Raw genomic sequence first — 18,565 nt, 5'->3', positions numbered from 1 at the left:
ATATACTGGGATTTTTTTTATTCTTATGATATACTTTTAATATTCTAATTTAAGGAGTGTCTTGATTGCCAGAGACTTTCTTCAATAACTTATCAAATAATTTTAATATAAGCTTAAATAAACAACAAAGGGAAGCTGTGTTACATATGGATGGCCCTGCCTTGGTATTAGCTGTACCTGGAGCAGGTAAAACAACTGTGCTTATAGCAAGAACTGCTAATCTAATTTTAAATCATAATATAAATCCTCATAATATCTTATCTGTAACCTTCAGTAAGGCCTCAGCTATGGATATGAAAGACAGGTTTGATAAAGTCTTTGGAGGTCATATAAATAGGAATGTACATTTTTCCACCATTCATAGTTTTGTATATATGCTTATTCGTAACTATTCTAGGATTAATAATAAAAATTTTATCCTTATAGAGGGTAAAAAATCTCCAATAAATAAGATTAGACTATTGAAGGGTATATATAAAGAAGTAAATAACACTATCCCATCCGAAGATAAACTTGAGGAGCTACTAAATGCTATTGGTTATGTAAAAAATATGCTAATAGATGAAAATGATTTCTCTAAATATAAAAATCTTAATATTAAGGATTTTAAAAATATATACAAACAATATGAAAGTTTTAAGAAAGAAAATAATTATATAGATTTTGATGATATGCTTACCCTATCTATAGATATATTAAATAAAAACCCACTGATCCTTAGCAATATAAGAGATAGATATAAGTATATTCAAGTAGATGAGGGACAAGATACATCTAAAGCTCAAAATGAAATAATAAGACTATTATCAGCCCCTAGAAATAATATTTTTATAGTGGCTGATGATGACCAAAGTATATATGGCTTCAGAGGGGCATATCCTGAGTACCTTCTAACCTTTGATAAACTCTATAAGAATTCTAAAATATTCTTTATGGAGCAGAATTATAGATCCAGTAGCAATATAGTAGATACTTCTAATGAATTTATAAAATCCAATTTCATTAGATATAATAAAAATTTACATACTAAAAATCCTGAAAATTTACCAGTTACAATTGCTAAATTTAAAAACGACTTAAAACAATACGAATACTTATTTGATGAATTAAAAGTCAATTCTAAAGACGCTGCGGTGTTATTTAGAAATAATATATCAGCTATAGCTATAATAGATGGTTTATTAAAAAATGATATACCTTTTTATATAAGGGATTCAAAGATTAATTTCTTTGAACATTGGATTATTAGAGATATTTTATCCTTTATCACCTTAGCCTACGATAATACAGATATCCATGCCTTTGAAAGAATATATTATAAAATGAATGGATACATTTCCAAAGCTCAAGTTCAATTTGTTAAAAAGAAAAGCTCATCAGAATCTGTCTTTGATAAGCTAATGGAATTCCCTGATATAAAGTTTTTTCAAAAAAACAATATCAGAAGAATTCGTGATAAATTTAATGCATTAAAAAAGTGGAGTGCAAAAGATTTTGTAGACTCAGTTTTATATGACTTAGAATATGATCAATTTTTACGGGATAACTCTAAAAGATATGGACAAGCCTATGAAAATATAAAGATTATTATATCTACTCTTCATTTTATATCTCAGAGTTTATCAAATCCATTAGAAATTCTAGATAGATTAGATTTTTTAAAAAAATCTTTATATGCAAACAGAACTTTTCAAGAAGGTAAGATTAGACTTTCAACTCTTCATTCTTCAAAAGGTTTAGAGTTTGAAAGAGTTTTTATGGTAGATTTAATAGATAGTGAGTTCCCTTCTGGAAGTAGTATAGATGAGTATGATTTAGGAAATAGCAAATCTTTAGAGGAAGAAAGAAGACTCTTTTATGTAGGTATGACAAGAGCTAAAAAAGACCTAAAATTAATAACTTATAAATCTAGAGATGGAGAAGAAGTTTTCCAGTCTAGATTCATATCAGAACTTGAAAAGATTCTATCCCATTGTGAACTAGGTATTCACAACGGAGATAGGGTAAATCATAAATCTTTTGGTGAAGGAATTGTACTAGATATTAATGATGATATGATAACTATAGATTTTAAATCCTATGGTAAAAAGAAAATTTCTTTAAGTATCAGCTTAGAAAATAATCTATTAAAAATAATATAAAAAATAAAAAAACGGACAAAATTGTCCGTTTTTTTATTACCATCCTCCTGAGGCACCGCCACCTCCAGAAGAGCCTCCTCCTCCAGAGGAACCACCGCCGCCTCCACGACCAGATCCTCCTCCTCTTCCTATACTTCTTATTAGCATATAGGTTAAGAAACCACCAAAAAATCTAAAATCAATAAAGATAAGTATCAATACTATTATTGCGATAAATATCTTCTTGATACCACTCATTTCATTAGTTGATCTGTTAGGTGGATCATTATTTAGATTGTCTTCTTGAATATCCTCAGTTATACCTTCATACTCTTCATCTATTTCCTTTACTATTTCCTCAAATGCTAGTAATACACCTTTATTATAATCACCCTGTTGGAAATAAGGCACAAGATAATTATCTCTTATTCTACCAGCTTTAGCATCATTTATTTGCCCCTCTAAACCATATCCAACTTCAATTCTCAATTGTTGCTCATTAGGTGCTACCAATAAGAGAATACCATTGTTTTCTTCTTTACTTCCAATTTCCCATTTCCTAAATAATTCTACTGAATATTCTTCTATAGAACGATTCTGTAAAGAATTCGCAGTTGCAATAACTACCTGAGCTCCGTACTTCTGATAAATATTTTTATTTACTGATATAATATGATTTTCAGTACTAGAATCTAAAATATTAGCTTCATCATATACATAGAATTCATAGCTAGGATCAGGAAGCTCAAAGTCATCTGCTATAGCTATGTTAAAACTAAATATTATAGAAAATAATAAAAGTACACTGAATATTCTACGCATAAGCATCTATATCACCTATTCAAAATTTACATCAGGTACTTCTTGATCTTCCTCTGACACTTCAAAATACTCTCTTCTATCTATCCCAAATATTCCTGCTGCTATATTCGTAGGAAATCTTCTGATTTTACTATTTAATGTTTGAGCAGCATCGTTATAATCTTTTCTTGCTACTGCTATTCTATTTTCTGTACCAGCTAATTCATCTTGAAGTCGAATAAAATTCTCATTTGACTTTAATTCAGGATATCTTTCTACTACCACATTAAGTCCTTGTAATGCACTTGTAAGTTGAGCATTAGCATTGGCTGATTCTTCTGGTGAATCCGCTGCTACCACTCTAGATCTAGCCTCAGTAACTCCTACTAAAATATCCTCTTCTTGCTGAGCAAATCCCTTTACTGTTTCCACAAGATTTGGAATCAAATCAGTTCTACGCTTTAATTGGTTCTCAACTTGAGCCCAAGCTCCATTTACCTCTTCATCTAAGGAAACTAAGTTATTATAACTACCTACAATCATTAAAGCAGGTATACCTACTATAAGTAATATTGCAACTAGTACAATTATCAATGTTTTATTCATTTTTATCTCCCCTTCATTTATTATATATTTAAATCTTATTACTTATCTTGTGCATAGTCAATGGAAGCTATTTACCTCTATTGTACATTTCATTGTAGATATCATCAGGAATAAATAAGCCACCAGTAAGCCACATGATATGACTTCCTTTCTTATTATTGATAATAGGTCCTTTCAAACTCGATACAGCAGATGGCTCTGCCTTTATATCTTCTGAATCCTTCAATATGCTTAATAACTTAAATAACTCTTCATCCTCTATTGTATATATACCATCAATTAAGAAGTCAGCTATTCTTGATACTAAACCTGATGGGGAACCTACAGCTAATCCATCAGCTTCAGTTACATTATCTATACTATAATCAGATATTTTTACCTTTTCATGATCCCCTGTTACTAAACTAAGTAGCATACAAGGAGCATGGGTAGGCTCTACAAAGTAACAGTACACATTATCCTTGAATACGTATTTAAGTCCTAATGCTATCCCTCCAGGAGCTCCTCCAACCCCACAGGGTAAATATACATGTAGTGGATTTTCTCTATCAACTATAACACCCATATCAATTAATTGTTTCTCTACTCTCAAGGCTGCTACACTATATCCTAAAAATAAATCTATAGAGTTTTCATCATCAATAAAAAATGCTTTTTTATCAGCTAGCGCTTTCTTCCTTCCTTCTTCAACTGCTTTTGAATAGTCATCTTTATGTTCAATTACAATTGCGCCTTTACTTCTTAATAATGATTTCTTCCATTCTTTTGCATCCTTTGACATATGTATTTCTGCATTAAACCCTAAAGCAGTGGACATTATACCTATACTCATTCCTAAATTTCCTGTGGAGCCTACTATTATAGTATGTTGAGAAAAAATATCTCTATATGACCCTTCTGTAATCTTAGAATAATCTCCATCTAAACTTATTAGATTATTATCTAGTAAAATATCTTCTGTTATTTTTAAAACTTCATATATTCCACCTCTGGCTTTAATCGAACCAGCTATGTCTAAATAGTTATCACATTTTAAATATAAATCTCCATTGATATCTATAGTATAAGACTGTTCTAAGGATTTTATTAAATCATCAGCCTTTATTAATTTAGATTCTATTATTCCATCTTCTGTTTCTGGAAATAATCTTTTTATTAGAGGAGCAAATCTATTAAGTCTATCTTCAGCTTCTAATATTTGGCTATATTTTATATCTAATTTTGTAGCCATATTTTCAAACATAAGTTTATTTGGGTTTCCCCAAAACAAAGGTTTTAATGCTTTTATCTTTTCTAATGTATTTCTATTATATTCATCCATATTTTCACCTCTCTATTAAATTAGTTTTCTACCTTTTTTACTTTTTTATAAAGCATATTATAAAAAATCTTTGCTACACTTTTTTTATAGGCGGGTATTTTACCATAATAATAAATACTATTATTCCATCCTCTTTCAGTCCAAAACACTCTATCTATTTCATGAATTTTTATAGCCAATACCTTTTGAACTTGATACATTATTAATTGATTGAGAGAAGGTTTAAAGTTATCTCTATGCATTTTTAAATGATTTATAAAATCACTGTATTCCTCTTTTCTTATATCCTTCTTAATGGTATTTACTGTTCTAGTGATACTTGAAGTAGGCATCATACCCCATTGAATAGATACTCCCTTTAAATACTTAGTTGTATCATTTATTCCCGAAGCTGCTGTAGTTACAACATACATAATAGGTTTTCCTACAAGTTCTGGCCTATGAAACCACTTAGCAGTCCTATCAATAAATAATTTCATCATTCCAGAAACATTGCCCATGTATACGGGAGAACTAAGTATAACTCCGTCATATGATTTTAATATTTCCATTAACTTTTCTGTATCATCCTTTAATCCACATTTATCAAACCTAACACAAGATTCACACCCAACACAAGGGGTTATATTATATTCAAATAAATTCAAAATATCTATATGAATATCCTGCTCTTTAAACTTTTCTTTCAACTCTTTTAATATACCATAAGTATTCTTCTTTCGCTTACTACTATTAATAGCTATCACTCTTTTTCCCATCAGCACCCCTACCTATATTAATATTCAATTACCCTTTACATATATTCTATTCTAATTTTCACACAAAAAAAACCCCTAGGTTCGTACCCTAGGGGTTCCCTAATTCAGGGAGGTGTTTATTAAGTATAATCGGCAAGATATACTTTAAAATACTACTATGGAATTTTGTAAATTATGAATTTACGTAAATGGGTAGGTATTGATTAATGGGGGGTAATATATTATTCAACACCTTTAAACATCGCTGATTAATCTTTGTCAATAGCTGTAACTCGTCTTTAATTGAGACTCATTATCAACTCTATAACTATAATAGCATAATTGAGAATGATTATCAAGTCTTTTTTCAAAAAAATTTTCATTTTTTATAATCATTAAATCACAACTCTAATTATCCATCAATATAATATAGTAGTATCAAGAAAGGAGTATATTAATATGGATGATTTTAGATATATGCAAGAATTTTCCCCAGATGGATTCTTTGGTCCTGATGGATTTTTTGGACCAAGACCAGATGGTCCCTTTGATGATGATAGACCTTTTGGTCCTGGCCCTGGCAGATCTCCAGGAAGACGTCCTGATGGACCTCCAGGACCACCTGGAAGAGGCCCAGATGGCCCCCCCGCTGGACCTCCACCACCTTTTGGCCCAGATTTTGAATCGGATTTTTCACCTTATCGGGTAGATCCTGGTTCCATAAGACGTTGTTTATATAGAATGACTAGAGTACGCTTAGATAATGGAAGAAGATTCTGGTTTTATCCTGTATTCCTAGGTAGAAATAGTATTGCTGGATATAGATGGGTAAGACGCTTTAATAGATGGGTATATACAGGAATAGACTTAGATAGGATAGACTTCTTTAGTTGCTAAAAAAGAACTGGATTACTCCAGTTCTTTTATTCTATCTTTGCCATTACTTCTTCATTTAAAAAACAAGCTGATTTATGTCCTTCATTGATATCCGTAAGTTGCGGTATGACTTTATCGCATATATCCATTTTATAGGGACATCTTGTATGAAATAGACATCCTTTTGGTGGATTTATCGGGCTTGGTATCTCACCTTTTAATACTATTCTCTCATTTTTCACTTCAGGATTTGGATCAGGAAATGCTGATATCAAAGCTTTGGTATATGGGTGCTTCGGATCGTTGTATATGGTATTTACATTCCCTATTTCCATTATCTTTCCTAAATACATTACCCCTACTCTATCAGATACATGCTTTACTACATTAAGACCATGGGCAATAAATAAATATGTAAGATCATATTCCCTTTGTAAATCAGTAAGCAGATTTAATATTTTTGATTGTATAGATACATCAAGTGCTGAAACTGGCTCGTCACATAGAATAAACTTTGGCCTAGTAGATATTGCCTTGGCAATACCTATCCTTTGTCTTTGCCCTCCACTAAATTCATGGGGGAATTTTTTAGCATCATTTTTTGATAGACCCACAATATCTAATAATCTTTTTACTTCTTTTTCCGTTTCAAATCTAGGGACTATTTTATGAATTCTCAAAGGCTCTGTTAATATATCCTCTATTATCATCTTAGGATCTAAAGCCCAAGAAGCATCTTGAAATATTATCTGTAAATCTTTTCTCATCTTCCTAAATTTTCTATCCGAATGTTGATATATATCTTTGTCTTCTACATATACTTTTCCATCTGTAGGATTTAATAATCTAAGAATCAGATGACCTGTAGTACTTTTTCCTGACCCACTTTCTCCAACCAACCCAAAGGTCTCTCCCTTTAAAATATCAAAGGAAATGCCATCTACAGCCTTCACATTTTGTGTATGGGTTAATATATTGGATTTATTCATAGGGAAATATTTTTTTAGATTTTCTACCTTAATTAATGTTTCTTTATTATTCATTTTTTCCCTCCTCATAAAGCCAGCATCTAACATAATGGTCTGTACTGTATTCAATCAAGCTAGGGACATTATCTTTACATTTATCCATCCGTTTTTCACATCTTTCATAAAAAGCACAGCCCTTTGGCTCTTTTAACAGGTCAGGTACATTTCCATCTATTGTGTACAGCTTCTTTGTGGGATCATTGAGTCTAGGAATACATTTCATCAATCCTACAGTATAAGGATGTAAAGGATTCTTGTATAATTCTTTTGTATCTGCTATCTCCCTAATCTTACCTGCATACATTACTAAAATTCTATCAGCAATATTAGTGACTACACCTAAATCATGAGTAATAAATAATACTGACATATTATATTCATTTTTTAGATCTTTGATTAATTCTAATATTTCTGCTTGTATTGTCACATCAAGGGCAGTAGTAGGCTCATCAGCTATGAGTAGTTTAGGATTACATATTAATGCCATAGCTATCATTACCCTTTGTCGCATACCACCACTCAATTCATAGGGATAAGAGTTATATCTTTTCTCTGGCTCTGGTATATCTACTTTTCTAAGTAACTCTATAGCCTTTGCTTTAGCTTCTTTTCCTTTTGCCTTATTATGAATGGTGAGAGCTTCTTTTATTTGATATCCTACCTTTAACATAGGATTCAATGATGTCATAGGTTCTTGATAAATCATGGATATCTCATTTCCTCTGATACTTTTAAGATCTTTTCTTTTCTTACTTAATAAATCCTCTCCATCAAATATTACTTCACCTGATTTTATCTCACCTGGAGGCATCGGTAATATCCCCATAATTGATAGAGCAGTAACAGACTTACCACTTCCCGATTCTCCAATAAGCGCCACTATCTCTCCTTTTTTTATTTCAAAGGATACATCATTTACTGCATATACAGTCTTATCATCTAGCTTAAAATGAGTCTTTAAATTTTCAACCTTTAATAAATTCTTCAAATTCTCACCCCTGGATTCTATTTAAGTTCATAATTATACATTGTAATAGCATCAATTATTAATTGAGCCTGTTTTTCTAATTTTTCTTCATCTATAATTTTCAAGTTTTGTTCTAAAGTATCTGCCTTACTTCTAGTTATATCATTTACAGATCCAATAGATATTCCACTACTGCCATTGGCATTCATATTTGTGATTCCATCCATAGGCTCTGCCACCCTATCTAATTTTAAATTCATATCTAACTCCTTACCTCTTTTTGTAAGAATTTTTGTAAAATTATAATGGGCTTTATTATCAGAAAATAGTAAAGAAGTATCTAAAAATAAAGTATCTGAGTCCTTATATCCTAAATAATTAAGAAACATGATGAAATGATCTTCTGACATATTTTCGTAGACATCAGATTTTCTAAAAGCATCCATACCTTTTTTCTTATTTGTAATAGAAGCATCAAAGAATGTAACATATATATCTCTATCTGGTTTGAAGTCCTTCTCCTTTAAAACCCTTGCAACTTCTAAATTAGTTGCAATAGATGTTCCATTGTATAAAAGTCCTTCATCCTCTAATCCATTAGTAATTCCTTTATAATCATAATTACAAGCTAGTATCATCGGTGGTTTAGTGGAGTCTTTCCCTTTAATAACTCCCCCAATATTTTTAACATCATATTTATCAATATATTCCAATGTAATATCCAATACAAATTCCTCTCCTTCATAGGATTTAAGAATATCTGCCGTTTCCTGGGTTACTGGAAAGTCCATAGCTCCAAAAAAACCTTCAGTTTTTTCTAACTCTGTTAAAGGACCCATTATCTCTATATCACGATATGATCGTATCACTGCATCTTGCATTACAAAGAATAGTCCATCAATAAATTTTTCTTCCATTAATCTCATTACAGTGCTATGATTATATCTTCTACTTTCACTCATAACAATAAAGTACTTTTCATTTTCATCATAGTTTCCTTTTTCATAATTCTCATAACTTAATATTCTTCTACGTATCTCTCCACTATAAGTTGTGTCAGAAGTTTTATCTAAAAATAATCTAAATAGATTGTAATCCTTTTTAAACTCAAACTTAACATTTTTATTTTCTGTATTAATATAAAAATCTACTTTTTGTACTGTTTTCATATTTACTTCCACACTATCTTTCTGAATATAACTTTCACCAAATAAAGGTTCTACCCCACTATTCTTTAATTGATTTAATATATATTCTGAAGCAATTTCTTTACCTTCTGTTCCTAACTTTCTTCCTCCATATTTTTCTTTAGATAATTCTTCCACATGACTATACAACTGTTCTTTATCTATATCAAACTGACTTTTAGGAGAAGGAAGTATAAAATAAATTATAATCCCTACTACTACAGCGGTTTTTATGAAGACACTTTTCTTATATCTTTTCATAGTTCTTATTTGATAAATATATGTTCTTGGTGATAAATGATAAGGAATGTGCTTTAAGAATATAATAAATTTTGAATTTCTTTTATTTAATTCTATCTTTAAACCTTCTCCTAATAAATTAAATCCTAGTACACTTATAAATATTGCTAATGCAGGATATATCACAATCCATGGTTTCCATGCTGTTATTGCATATCTAGCTGATGAAAGCATGGAGCCCCATTCCGGATAATAACTGGGTACAATATCAATTTTAAGTTCATTTATTAAATCCATATTAACTTTATTAACTCCGATATATACACCAAGAACACCTAACTCTGCTATTATAATTAAAACTCTACTTACCTCTATCAAATAATAGATTAATATACTAGCAAATAGGTGGGGTAAAACATTTTGTACGGCTATAGAAAATTTATTTTTTCCTATAGCTACTTCTCCTTTAATAAAATCTTTTGATAATATATCTTTTATTCTGTCTCTAAGAATTGTAGCAAACCTTCCCCACCCTACAAAAGTTAAAACCACTATATATGCTATAACTGCTGATTCTATTTCCATAACTCTAATAAACCCTAATCCTAACACTATAAAACTCACAATTAAAGCTGGTATCGCACTGAATGTTGTATTAAATATATCTATTATTTTAGAGCTTATCCTTCCTCCAAAGCCAGCAAAAAAAGCAAAGGGCAAAGCTACTAAAAACCTAAATAATGCTATGAGTAAGCCCAATTGGATAGTTAGTTTAGTTCCATAAATAACTCTACTAAATACATCTCTGCCTATTACATCTGTTCCCCATATATTTATATCATTAGGATCATGGGGAGGATTATCAATCTTTAATTCTCCGTCTACCACTTTAGGTAAACTAAAATGTGTAGAGAAAGGGTCTAGTGGTATTAATTGATATCCATATATAGCTATAAATAATATTATAGATACTAAGATCAGCCCTAAAATTAATGGAGTATTGATTTTCTTTAATTTATTTATCAACTGGCTCCACCTCTTAACTTAGGATTTAATATATATCTTAGTATTTTAAATAAGATATTAAGAACAAAATACATAAGTCCTATCATTATAGCCATTGCCATAACAACATTTACTTCTCCTGACTCATAGTTTTTAAACATAATAAGAGCTAACCCTGGATATCCAAACATATATTCAACTAATAATAGTGTTGAGATAATTATAGTAGCTATAGACGTAAAAGAATCTAATATATCCATTATTGCATTTCTTATGATATGTATATAAATAATCCTTTTATTAGAAGCACCTTTTCCTAAAGCAGTAGTCACATAATTCTTTTCATAATTTTCATCTATAGATAATGAGGTTATTCTGGCTATATATGACATAGGTATCAGTGTTAATGCAGTGATTGGTAAAATAGTATATTTCCATCCTCCAAATCCTGCTGCTGGTAAAAATTCAAATCCATTTCTATAAAGTATTACAGCAAAAAATTGTAATACTAATATCAAAAATACATCAGGCATTGCTAGTATGGTAAGAGTACTTAATGTTTTAAGATTTGATGGATATCTTTTATGCTTTTTACTGTCAAAGATTCCTTTAATTATTCCTAGAGTAATTGCAAAGAACAATGAGAAACTAAGTATTATAAATGAATTTTTGAACCCTGATTTAACAAATCTCCAAACCACTTTACTAGTAGTAGTCTTTCCGAAGGTTCCTGACAATAACATCTTGTAGTAATCCATTACTTGAATAAAAATTTGTTTATATTGAATATTCGTCTCTATATTAAATTTTTTAATATCAATATTTACATAAGTATTCTTTGGCAAATTTAATATAAACAATATAAATGTTAATGTGATTATAGTTACAATAATATTGATTAAAATGTTAATTATAAATTTCTTATTTACTTTCAACATACTTCCTCCTTTTTTATAATTCTTAAATGCCTCCCCCATATTCTGTATATTCTGTAAATTCCGCAAATAGTCTTATATACCTTCTTGATTTTTCATTTGTAACTTTTTTTTAATATTTAAAATTCATTTGTCATATATACTTAATATTTATTTTGAAATATATAATATAAAGTAAAATATTTTATTAAATTAACTTTCCTAGACTATAAAAAATACCTATAATAAATTATTATAGGTATTTTACAACTTTTATCTATTATTACACTTTTACTATATGTTTTCTATAAACTCTATTCTCTCTCCATCAGGACCCTCTATAAAAATAATCTTCATGCTATTCACTATTTTGGGCTCATCAAAGATAAATAATGCATTATACTGTTTTGCTCTTTTTATAGCTTTATCTAGATCTTCTACTGTAAAAGCAATATGATCAATTATTCCCCTAGATCTTTCTACATCTTTCTCTTTATACTGAAGAAGCTCTATTATTCCATTACCAGATTTAAGATATAGGAATTTTAACCTATCATCTTCAAAATCACCTTCTACTTCACAACCTAGTACTTTTTGATAAAACTCTTTTGATTTATCTATATTCTTTACTACAACTGCTATATGGGCTATATCATACATTTTAATTCCCCCTTGTTTTTTTAAGATTCTTCACTACGTTCTGAATGACAAACCTAATAATAGAGCCATCACTATCTGACTGTCATCCTGAGCAAAGCGAAGGAGCTTATCTTCAAGACTCTCTACTACCTTCAGATGACAAATTATCTAGTCATGCTATCATTATGGGATATATCTCCATATAATTCTATATTGAATTTATCATTCTTTGCATCTACTATTGTAAGGCTTGTATTAGGAAGAACTTCATCCTCCCATAAATCCTTTAATGGTCTTCCTTTAACATAAAGCATTATTATAGCTAACACTATACCATGGGCTACTATAAGTACATTCCCCTCATACTTCTCTTTTATCTCTTCTATTACTGGTATTACTCTATCATATACTTGTTGATATGTTTCTCCTTTTTCTGACATATAAGCTATAGGATTATTCCAGAGGTTATTAAACATTTCAGCATCACTTTCCTGAACTACTTTGGCCTTTACTCCTTCCCAATCTCCGAAACTCATTTCTTTAATTCTTTCTTCTTTAATTATTTTTATATCTCTATCACCTTTTATTATCTCTGCTGTGTCATAGGCTCTTGGTAAAGGACTAGCATATATTGCTCCAAACTCTATATTCTTTAATCTATCACCTAACTTTTTAGCTCCTTCAATCCCTTTTTCTGTTAAAGGAGATCCTTGTTGTCCTTGAAAACGTCTTTCTGAATTCCATACCGTTTGTCCATGCCTTGTTAGATATAATTTTGTCACAAATATCACCTCTATTATTTAAATGTTTTATTATTTATTTTATAATTATATCAAATATAATAATACCATATTGAGTTTTTGTTGATAATTAATTAAAATATAGGATATACATACAAATGTAGTGTATAATAAATTATGAGGTGATTAAATGAGTAACAATCCAATGGTAAATATTAAAATGAAAAATGGAAACGAAATCAAAGTAGAGCTATATCCTGATATTGCTAAAAATACTGTTAATAACTTTATATCTTTAGTTAATAAAAACTTCTATGATGGACTTATTTTTCATAGAGTTATAAAAGGATTTATGATCCAAGGAGGATGCCCTGAAGGTATTGGTACTGGCGGCCCAGGATACAGTATTAAAGGAGAATTTAGTGGGAATGGAGTTAAAAATGATTTAAAACATGATAGAGGAGTTATATCTATGGCTAGATCAGCTCATCCTGATTCTGCGGGAAGTCAATTTTTCATAATGCATAAGAACTCTCCCCATCTAGATGGTCAATATGCTGCTTTTGGTAAAGTTATTGAGGGTATTGAAAATGTAGATAAAATAGCTGAAACTGATACAGACTATAGTGATAAACCTTTAAAAGAACAAAGAATCGAATCTGTTACTGTAGATTTAAATGGAAACGACTTTAAAGAACCAGAGAAAATATAAGTTAGAAGGCATCCTTTTAAGGATGCCTTCTAATTTATATAAAAGTTATTTTATTATTCCGTTTTATTTAAGAAAAATATAGCTAAAGTTCCCGGACCAGAATGGGATCCAACCGAAGAGCCTATCATGCTTACGATAAAGTTTTTTACACCAAAATTCGTCTCCATTAGTTCTTTTGCTTGCATAGCAACTTCTATATCATCTCCATGACTTATTCCAACCACTTGATTTTCTAAGTCTTTTCCTCTTTCTTTCATTATCTCTATCATTCTTTTTACTACTTTATTTCTTCCTCTAACCTTTTCAATAGGTATTAATTTACCATCTTCTACATCTAATATAGGTTTGATATTCAATAATCCACCAACAAAGGCTTTAGTCTTACTAACTCTTCCACCTCTATAAAGATATTCTAAACTATCCACTGTAAATATATGTTCCATATGCTTGCTATAAAAGTCTACAGCTTCTAATATTTCTTCTATACTCTTGCCTTCTTCAGCTAACTGACCAGCTTTATGTACTATAAGACCAAATCCCATTGAAGCAGCCTTAGAATCAAATACTTCTATTTTAAAATCAGGATATTCTTCTAATACTTCTTCTTTCATAATTACTGATGTATTAAATGTTCCAGATAATTCCGAAGAAAAACCTACATATACACATTCCCTATTTTCTTTTGCATATTTAGTGAATACTTCTTTAATCTTTCCTGGTGATGCTTGAGCTGTTTTAGGTGCAGCACCTTCCCTCATCCTTTTATATAGATTTTCTGCTTCTATATCAACACCATCTTCATACTCTTTTTCATTTAGTATAACCATTAAAGGCATTACCTCAATATCATATTTTTTTATAATTTCCTTTGGCAAATCGCATGCACTATCAGTTATTATTTTTACCCTCATCAAACCATCTCCTTATTTATTATTCCCCTGAAAAACCATCTCCACATGTGGGATCCCATCTTCTAAATACATCTCTGAAACTTTTTTAAATCCTAATTCTTGATAAAATTTTAATAAATATTCTTGAGCAGAAATTCTTATTATATTATATCTTAATTCATTAGTAATAAATTGTATAGCATTTTCCATTATTTTCTTGCCTAATCCTAATCCTCGATTGTCTTCATTCACTAGTACTCTACCTATAGATGCCTCCTCAAAGGATATACCAGGCTTTAATACCCTTACATATGCCAAGATACTCTCACTATCCTTTAAAAATATATGATAAGAGTCTATATCTCTACCGTCTATCTCAGGATAAGGACAATTTTGTTCAACTACAAAGACATTAATTCTCTCTTTTAATATCTTATACAATTCATCCTTCGTTAATTCTTCGTAGCTTTTAATAAATAAACTCATAAAATCCCTCCAAAGTAGTCATAGGATTGTATTCTTTTAACTATAATTAGTAATATATAAAAATATACTTAAATAAATTATACTATAAGGTTATAATTCTTTCCATCCTATAGAAAAATAAGGGGTGATTTAATGTCTAAGATTTTCTTCATAAGAAAAAAAACATTATATGGAATAATAGGTGTGATTATATTGATAATAGCTATTTTAGCCGCTTTAACACTTATTTAATTCCAAAAAAGCAAAAGAATAAGGCCCATATATTGGGCCTTAAATTATTTTTTTCCATTAAATGAATTATTATTTTTTTTATCATTTCCGTTGTTATTATTTTTGTTATTCTGATTTTTTTTATCATTTCCGTTGTTATTATTGTTTTGTTTATTATTTATATAATTTTCACTATCTATTTTCTCTTTTTTATCTTTTAAATTTTCTTTAAATTTATTTGGATTATTTTTTTCTTTATTATTTGATTTTATATATTTCTTTTTATCTTCTTTTTGACTATCTTTCAATTTTTCTTTATTTTTCAATGGCTTATTTTTATTAATTTTTTCATCTTCTTTTTCATTCTTTTTGTTATCTTTTATTATATTCATTATTTCCTTTACAGATTTAGTAGATAATTCTTTTTCTGTAAGTGATTGATCTACTTTTATAGCTTTATTAATTATTTTCATTTTCCCTGGAGAAATCTCTTTCACTTTTGAAGTTGTATAATCTTTAGTGGTATTAGATAGCATAGTAACTTCTACTACTTTTTCATCTTTTAATCCTTCCTCTATATGTTCATTCACTTCATTTAATAGTTTTTCCTTATCTATATTGTTTTTTTCATCTGTTAATGTTATTAGGACTGCATTCTCATCCTCTTCCATATATCCATTTTCCATTGCTTTATCTATGACTTTACTTACCACTTCATCTATTTTTCTATTTTTATATTCCTTTAACTCTTCAGTAATATATTGTCCATCTTCATTTATACCTTCTACATTTATTACTCTGTCATACAAATTATAGGCTATTTCTACACTTGGATTAATATCCACATTTACATATCCAAAGGGATTATAATAACCATAGACTCCATATCCTGAGGTCATCATAAATATAAAGATAGCTGCAGCTGCAATAAATCTTCTTATATTAGAATTATAGTTATAATTTCTTTTCTCAGTAAAGCTAATCTCTTGACCTATATCAATACTCTTTCTTTCTTTCTCTATTTCTACGAATCTACCATCTTTGGTTAATACTATTAATTTTTCTTCCATTACCTCCATAACTACTGCTTTCATTACTATCACCTCCATTTATATATTCCCTGATATAAACATAATCACCCCGCAAAACTATTACTGCTGATATGATATATATTCGACCTCTCTCTAACTTTTTTCGGTGTATTTTTTTTATGTCTTGAATATCTTTTATTGGAAGTCGCTTAGTTCTATTTAGTTTTCCCATTATAGAAGTATTATTTATTATTATCATTGCAATTTCATTATATAATTCCCTGAGTTTTTTATGACTTGGTGAAGCCTTTACTAAATCTTCGAATTTTATTCCCCAAGTTAATAACTCTTCCTTATACTCTAGAATTTCTTCTTTCCTCAGTCTGTTTTCTTCTATTAATTTAAAACTATGTATAGCTTCTTTATCTTGTATATTACTACTTATCTCTTTTTCATCATCTTCTTTTAAAAGTATTTCTTTGTTTATTCTTTTATTTTTTCTATAATAATCTATTAACCTTAACTGGATAACTCTTTTAGCAAATGTTAAAAACTTACCCTTTTCTCTATCATATCCCTCTATAGCTTCTTTAAATGCTAGCATCCCTATTGTAAGTTCATCATCTTGTCCATATCTTAGATATCTACCTACTCTCTGTTGAGCAGTACTTGCTATAAATGGCTTATATTCATCTATTAATTTATTTAATTCTTCTTCTTCCTTTTTTGCATCTTCAACTCGGTCTTCAAGGTTTCTTTTAAAGATCATTTTTTCACCTCGCTCATTTAGTGTTCTATTAATAATCTATATTTATAATACAGTATATTTTCTTAAACAGTCCATTCCAAATATATACATACGAAACAATACCTTGTTTTTTAAGGTATTGTTGGTTAAAATTTATTTTTGCTATGATTTATATAATTTTAATAATCTTTAAATCATTTCTAGATAAATCTATTATTTTATCTTCTATTCTTATTAAAGGTTTAAACCTATCTACTTCACTTATAAACACAATCTCTCCTACAGATTTATCACTTAACAATACATATCTCCCAAGATTATTCCAAAGTATATTCTTAACAAATACTTTCATGCACTCATAATCTAAATGAGTTATTTCGTTATTATAAAATTCTTGAAGAGTTTCTATTATCCCTTCTCTGCTTTTATCTTTAAAATATATATTAAATCGATCTGCAACCTGTAATATCTTTGACTCTAAAGATTGCTTCTCTGAGTTAAGGCTTAATGGATACCCTGTACCTACCTGATTTTCATGATGAGTTATTACCATTTTTTTAACTTCAACATCTATACTTTTTATTTTTACTATCATCTCATAGGCTATTAATGGATGTTTTTTGTATAAAGCTAAATTCTTTTCAGACATTTCTCCATCTATAAATAAATCTTTAGGTAATGTATATAAACCAATATCTCTTAATAATCCTGCTAATATTATATTATATACTTTTTTAGATGAAAGTCCTCTCCACTTTCCTAATAATCCTCCCATTATAGCTACATCAATATGACTATTATACTTTTTATTACCTTTTTTATTAGCTAATTCTATACATACTAATATTGAGTTTTTACTTCTGATCTCTTTATATATAATTTTACCTATCTTCTTTATACTAGAGATATTAATAGTTCCTTTCTTTTTTATATCTTCAACTACATCTTCCATTATTTTTATAATATTATTATAGTATCCATTACTCTGAATATTTACTTTAGGTTTTAACTCCTCAATCTTTCTTATAATTTTTTCGTTTGTTATAGATAAATCCTCTGCTACTGGTTCTTTAGTTATTTCGGTTACTTCTTCCACCACAATATCTAATTCTTCTATTCCATATACTTTTAGTTTCTCTAAAATACTCTCAGTTAATTGCATACCTGTAGATACTAGTATTGCACCATTCTTATCCCTTACATCAGAGCTTAACTTCATTTCAGTATTACATTTTTCTATATTAATTTTTTTGCCTGACAGAGCCATAACCATTTTAGACACTCCTAACTTTATTCTTATATCAAGT

18 protein-coding genes are annotated in these 18,565 nt (G+C 29.2%); 3 read left to right on the top strand and 15 right to left on the bottom strand.

What is annotated here, in order from left to right; genetic code table 11:
• Nucleotides 1–65: 65 nt before the first annotated feature.
• Complete coding sequence (locus GOQ27_RS11535) at nt 66–2,141, top strand: ATP-dependent helicase (protein ID WP_252187817.1); 2,076 nt, start codon at nt 66–68, stop codon at nt 2,139–2,141.
• 36 nt (nt 2,142–2,177) lie between these two features.
• Here the strand turns inward: GOQ27_RS11535 and GOQ27_RS11530 are convergent, their stop codons facing one another.
• The 4 genes from GOQ27_RS11530 to GOQ27_RS11515 all read right to left on the bottom strand — a co-directional run bounded on the left by GOQ27_RS11530 (nt 2,178) and on the right by GOQ27_RS11515 (nt 5,606).
• Entirely contained in the window at nt 2,178–2,942 is a 765-nt protein-coding gene (locus GOQ27_RS11530; protein WP_203367016.1) for a TPM domain-containing protein, read from the bottom strand.
• A 15-nt stretch (nt 2,943–2,957) separates the two neighbouring features.
• Nucleotides 2,958–3,527, bottom strand: coding sequence for a LemA family protein (locus tag GOQ27_RS11525; RefSeq protein WP_203367015.1), 570 nt, complete (start codon nt 3,525–3,527; stop codon nt 2,958–2,960).
• A gap of 67 nt (nt 3,528–3,594) precedes the next feature.
• The gene (gene dsdA / locus GOQ27_RS11520; protein WP_203367014.1) at nt 3,595–4,848 is read right to left on the bottom strand and encodes a D-serine ammonia-lyase; all 1,254 of its coding nucleotides are present in this window, start codon (nt 4,846–4,848) and stop codon (nt 3,595–3,597) included.
• Nucleotides 4,849–4,868: 20 nt separating this feature from the next.
• On the bottom strand, nt 4,869–5,606 hold the full coding sequence (locus tag GOQ27_RS11515; protein ID WP_203367013.1) for a flavodoxin family protein: 738 nt from the start codon (nt 5,604–5,606) through the stop codon (nt 4,869–4,871).
• 438 nt (nt 5,607–6,044) lie between these two features.
• On the opposite strand from GOQ27_RS11515, the gene GOQ27_RS11510 reads away from it, so the two are divergent.
• The gene (locus GOQ27_RS11510; RefSeq protein ID WP_203367012.1) at nt 6,045–6,482 is read left to right on the top strand and encodes a hypothetical protein; all 438 of its coding nucleotides are present in this window, start codon (nt 6,045–6,047) and stop codon (nt 6,480–6,482) included.
• Between the two features lie 26 nt (nt 6,483–6,508).
• Here GOQ27_RS11510 and GOQ27_RS11505 read toward each other — a convergent pair whose 3' ends face one another.
• The 6 genes from GOQ27_RS11505 to GOQ27_RS11480 form a co-directional block, all read right to left on the bottom strand.
• Entirely contained in the window at nt 6,509–7,504 is a 996-nt protein-coding gene (locus tag GOQ27_RS11505) for an ABC transporter ATP-binding protein (protein ID WP_203367011.1), read from the bottom strand.
• Nucleotides 7,497–8,477 (bottom strand): ABC transporter ATP-binding protein, encoded by a 981-nt coding sequence (locus GOQ27_RS11500; protein ID WP_203367010.1) that lies wholly within the window; start codon nt 8,475–8,477, stop codon nt 7,497–7,499. The genes GOQ27_RS11505 and GOQ27_RS11500 overlap by 8 nt, the downstream gene beginning before the upstream one ends.
• A 17-nt stretch (nt 8,478–8,494) precedes the next feature.
• Nucleotides 8,495–10,909: an ABC transporter permease subunit gene (locus GOQ27_RS11495; RefSeq protein ID WP_203367009.1), complete on the bottom strand. Its 2,415-nt coding sequence runs from the start codon at nt 10,907–10,909 to the stop codon at nt 8,495–8,497.
• The gene (locus GOQ27_RS11490) at nt 10,906–11,823 is read right to left on the bottom strand and encodes an ABC transporter permease subunit (RefSeq protein ID WP_203367008.1); all 918 of its coding nucleotides are present in this window, start codon (nt 11,821–11,823) and stop codon (nt 10,906–10,908) included. Before GOQ27_RS11490 ends, GOQ27_RS11495 begins: the two co-directional genes overlap by 4 nt.
• 273 nt (nt 11,824–12,096) lie before the next feature.
• The gene (locus tag GOQ27_RS11485; RefSeq protein ID WP_203367007.1) at nt 12,097–12,462 is read right to left on the bottom strand and encodes a VOC family protein; all 366 of its coding nucleotides are present in this window, start codon (nt 12,460–12,462) and stop codon (nt 12,097–12,099) included.
• A gap of 143 nt (nt 12,463–12,605) precedes the next feature.
• Entirely contained in the window at nt 12,606–13,223 is a 618-nt protein-coding gene (locus GOQ27_RS11480) for a histidine phosphatase family protein (protein ID WP_203367006.1), read from the bottom strand.
• Nucleotides 13,224–13,371: 148 nt separating this feature from the next.
• Between GOQ27_RS11480 and GOQ27_RS11475 the strand changes: the two genes are divergently transcribed.
• Entirely contained in the window at nt 13,372–13,893 is a 522-nt protein-coding gene (locus tag GOQ27_RS11475; RefSeq protein ID WP_203367005.1) for a peptidylprolyl isomerase, read from the top strand.
• A gap of 53 nt (nt 13,894–13,946) precedes the next feature.
• Here GOQ27_RS11475 and GOQ27_RS11470 read toward each other — a convergent pair whose 3' ends face one another.
• From GOQ27_RS11470 to GOQ27_RS11450, 5 genes are all read right to left on the bottom strand, one after another.
• A complete protein-coding gene (locus GOQ27_RS11470; protein ID WP_203367004.1) occupies nt 13,947–14,804 on the bottom strand; it encodes a DegV family protein in 858 nt (285 codons plus the stop codon).
• A 12-nt stretch (nt 14,805–14,816) separates the two neighbouring features.
• Nucleotides 14,817–15,269, bottom strand: a complete 453-nt coding sequence (locus tag GOQ27_RS11465; RefSeq protein ID WP_203367003.1) for a GNAT family N-acetyltransferase — start codon at nt 15,267–15,269, stop codon at nt 14,817–14,819.
• Nucleotides 15,270–15,544: 275 nt separating this feature from the next.
• A complete protein-coding gene (locus tag GOQ27_RS11460) occupies nt 15,545–16,573 on the bottom strand; it encodes an anti-sigma factor domain-containing protein (RefSeq protein WP_203367002.1) in 1,029 nt (342 codons plus the stop codon).
• Nucleotides 16,512–17,279: an RNA polymerase sigma-I factor gene (sigI, locus tag GOQ27_RS11455; RefSeq protein ID WP_203367001.1), complete on the bottom strand. Its 768-nt coding sequence runs from the start codon at nt 17,277–17,279 to the stop codon at nt 16,512–16,514. Before sigI ends, GOQ27_RS11460 begins: the two co-directional genes overlap by 62 nt.
• Before the next feature lie 148 nt (nt 17,280–17,427).
• A complete protein-coding gene (locus GOQ27_RS11450) occupies nt 17,428–18,531 on the bottom strand; it encodes an HD-GYP domain-containing protein (protein WP_203367000.1) in 1,104 nt (367 codons plus the stop codon).
• Between the last annotated feature and the right edge of the window lie 34 nt (nt 18,532–18,565).

Source organism: Anaeromonas frigoriresistens, from assembly GCF_016820655.1.
In the GTDB taxonomy this organism is placed as follows: Bacteria; Bacillota; Clostridia; order Tissierellales; family SIT17; genus Anaeromonas; species Anaeromonas frigoriresistens.
The sequence above is the reverse complement of the archived record's forward strand: the minus strand, read 5'-3'. Positions and strand labels throughout refer to the sequence as shown.

Excerpts from the sequence above, each read along its gene's own strand:
- GOQ27_RS11530 (WP_203367016.1), bottom strand. The coding sequence starts at position 2,942 with ATGCGTAGAATATTCAGTGTACTTTTATTATTTTCTATAATATTTAGT.
- GOQ27_RS11525 (WP_203367015.1), bottom strand. The coding sequence starts at position 3,527 with ATGAATAAAACATTGATAATTGTACTAGTTGCAATATTACTTATAGTA.
- dsdA (WP_203367014.1), bottom strand. The coding sequence starts at position 4,848 with ATGGATGAATATAATAGAAATACATTAGAAAAGATAAAAGCATTAAAA.
- GOQ27_RS11515 (WP_203367013.1), bottom strand. The coding sequence starts at position 5,606 with ATGGGAAAAAGAGTGATAGCTATTAATAGTAGTAAGCGAAAGAAGAAT.
- GOQ27_RS11510 (WP_203367012.1), top strand. The coding sequence starts at position 6,045 with ATGGATGATTTTAGATATATGCAAGAATTTTCCCCAGATGGATTCTTT.
- GOQ27_RS11505 (WP_203367011.1), bottom strand. The coding sequence starts at position 7,504 with ATGAATAATAAAGAAACATTAATTAAGGTAGAAAATCTAAAAAAATAT.
- GOQ27_RS11485 (WP_203367007.1), bottom strand. The coding sequence starts at position 12,462 with ATGTATGATATAGCCCATATAGCAGTTGTAGTAAAGAATATAGATAAA.
- GOQ27_RS11475 (WP_203367005.1), top strand. The coding sequence starts at position 13,372 with ATGAGTAACAATCCAATGGTAAATATTAAAATGAAAAATGGAAACGAA.
- GOQ27_RS11470 (WP_203367004.1), bottom strand. The coding sequence starts at position 14,804 with ATGAGGGTAAAAATAATAACTGATAGTGCATGCGATTTGCCAAAGGAA.
- GOQ27_RS11465 (WP_203367003.1), bottom strand. The coding sequence starts at position 15,269 with ATGAGTTTATTTATTAAAAGCTACGAAGAATTAACGAAGGATGAATTG.
- GOQ27_RS11460 (WP_203367002.1), bottom strand. The coding sequence starts at position 16,573 with ATGAAAGCAGTAGTTATGGAGGTAATGGAAGAAAAATTAATAGTATTA.
- sigI (WP_203367001.1), bottom strand. The coding sequence starts at position 17,279 with ATGATCTTTAAAAGAAACCTTGAAGACCGAGTTGAAGATGCAAAAAAG.
- GOQ27_RS11450 (WP_203367000.1), bottom strand. The coding sequence starts at position 18,531 with ATGGTTATGGCTCTGTCAGGCAAAAAAATTAATATAGAAAAATGTAAT.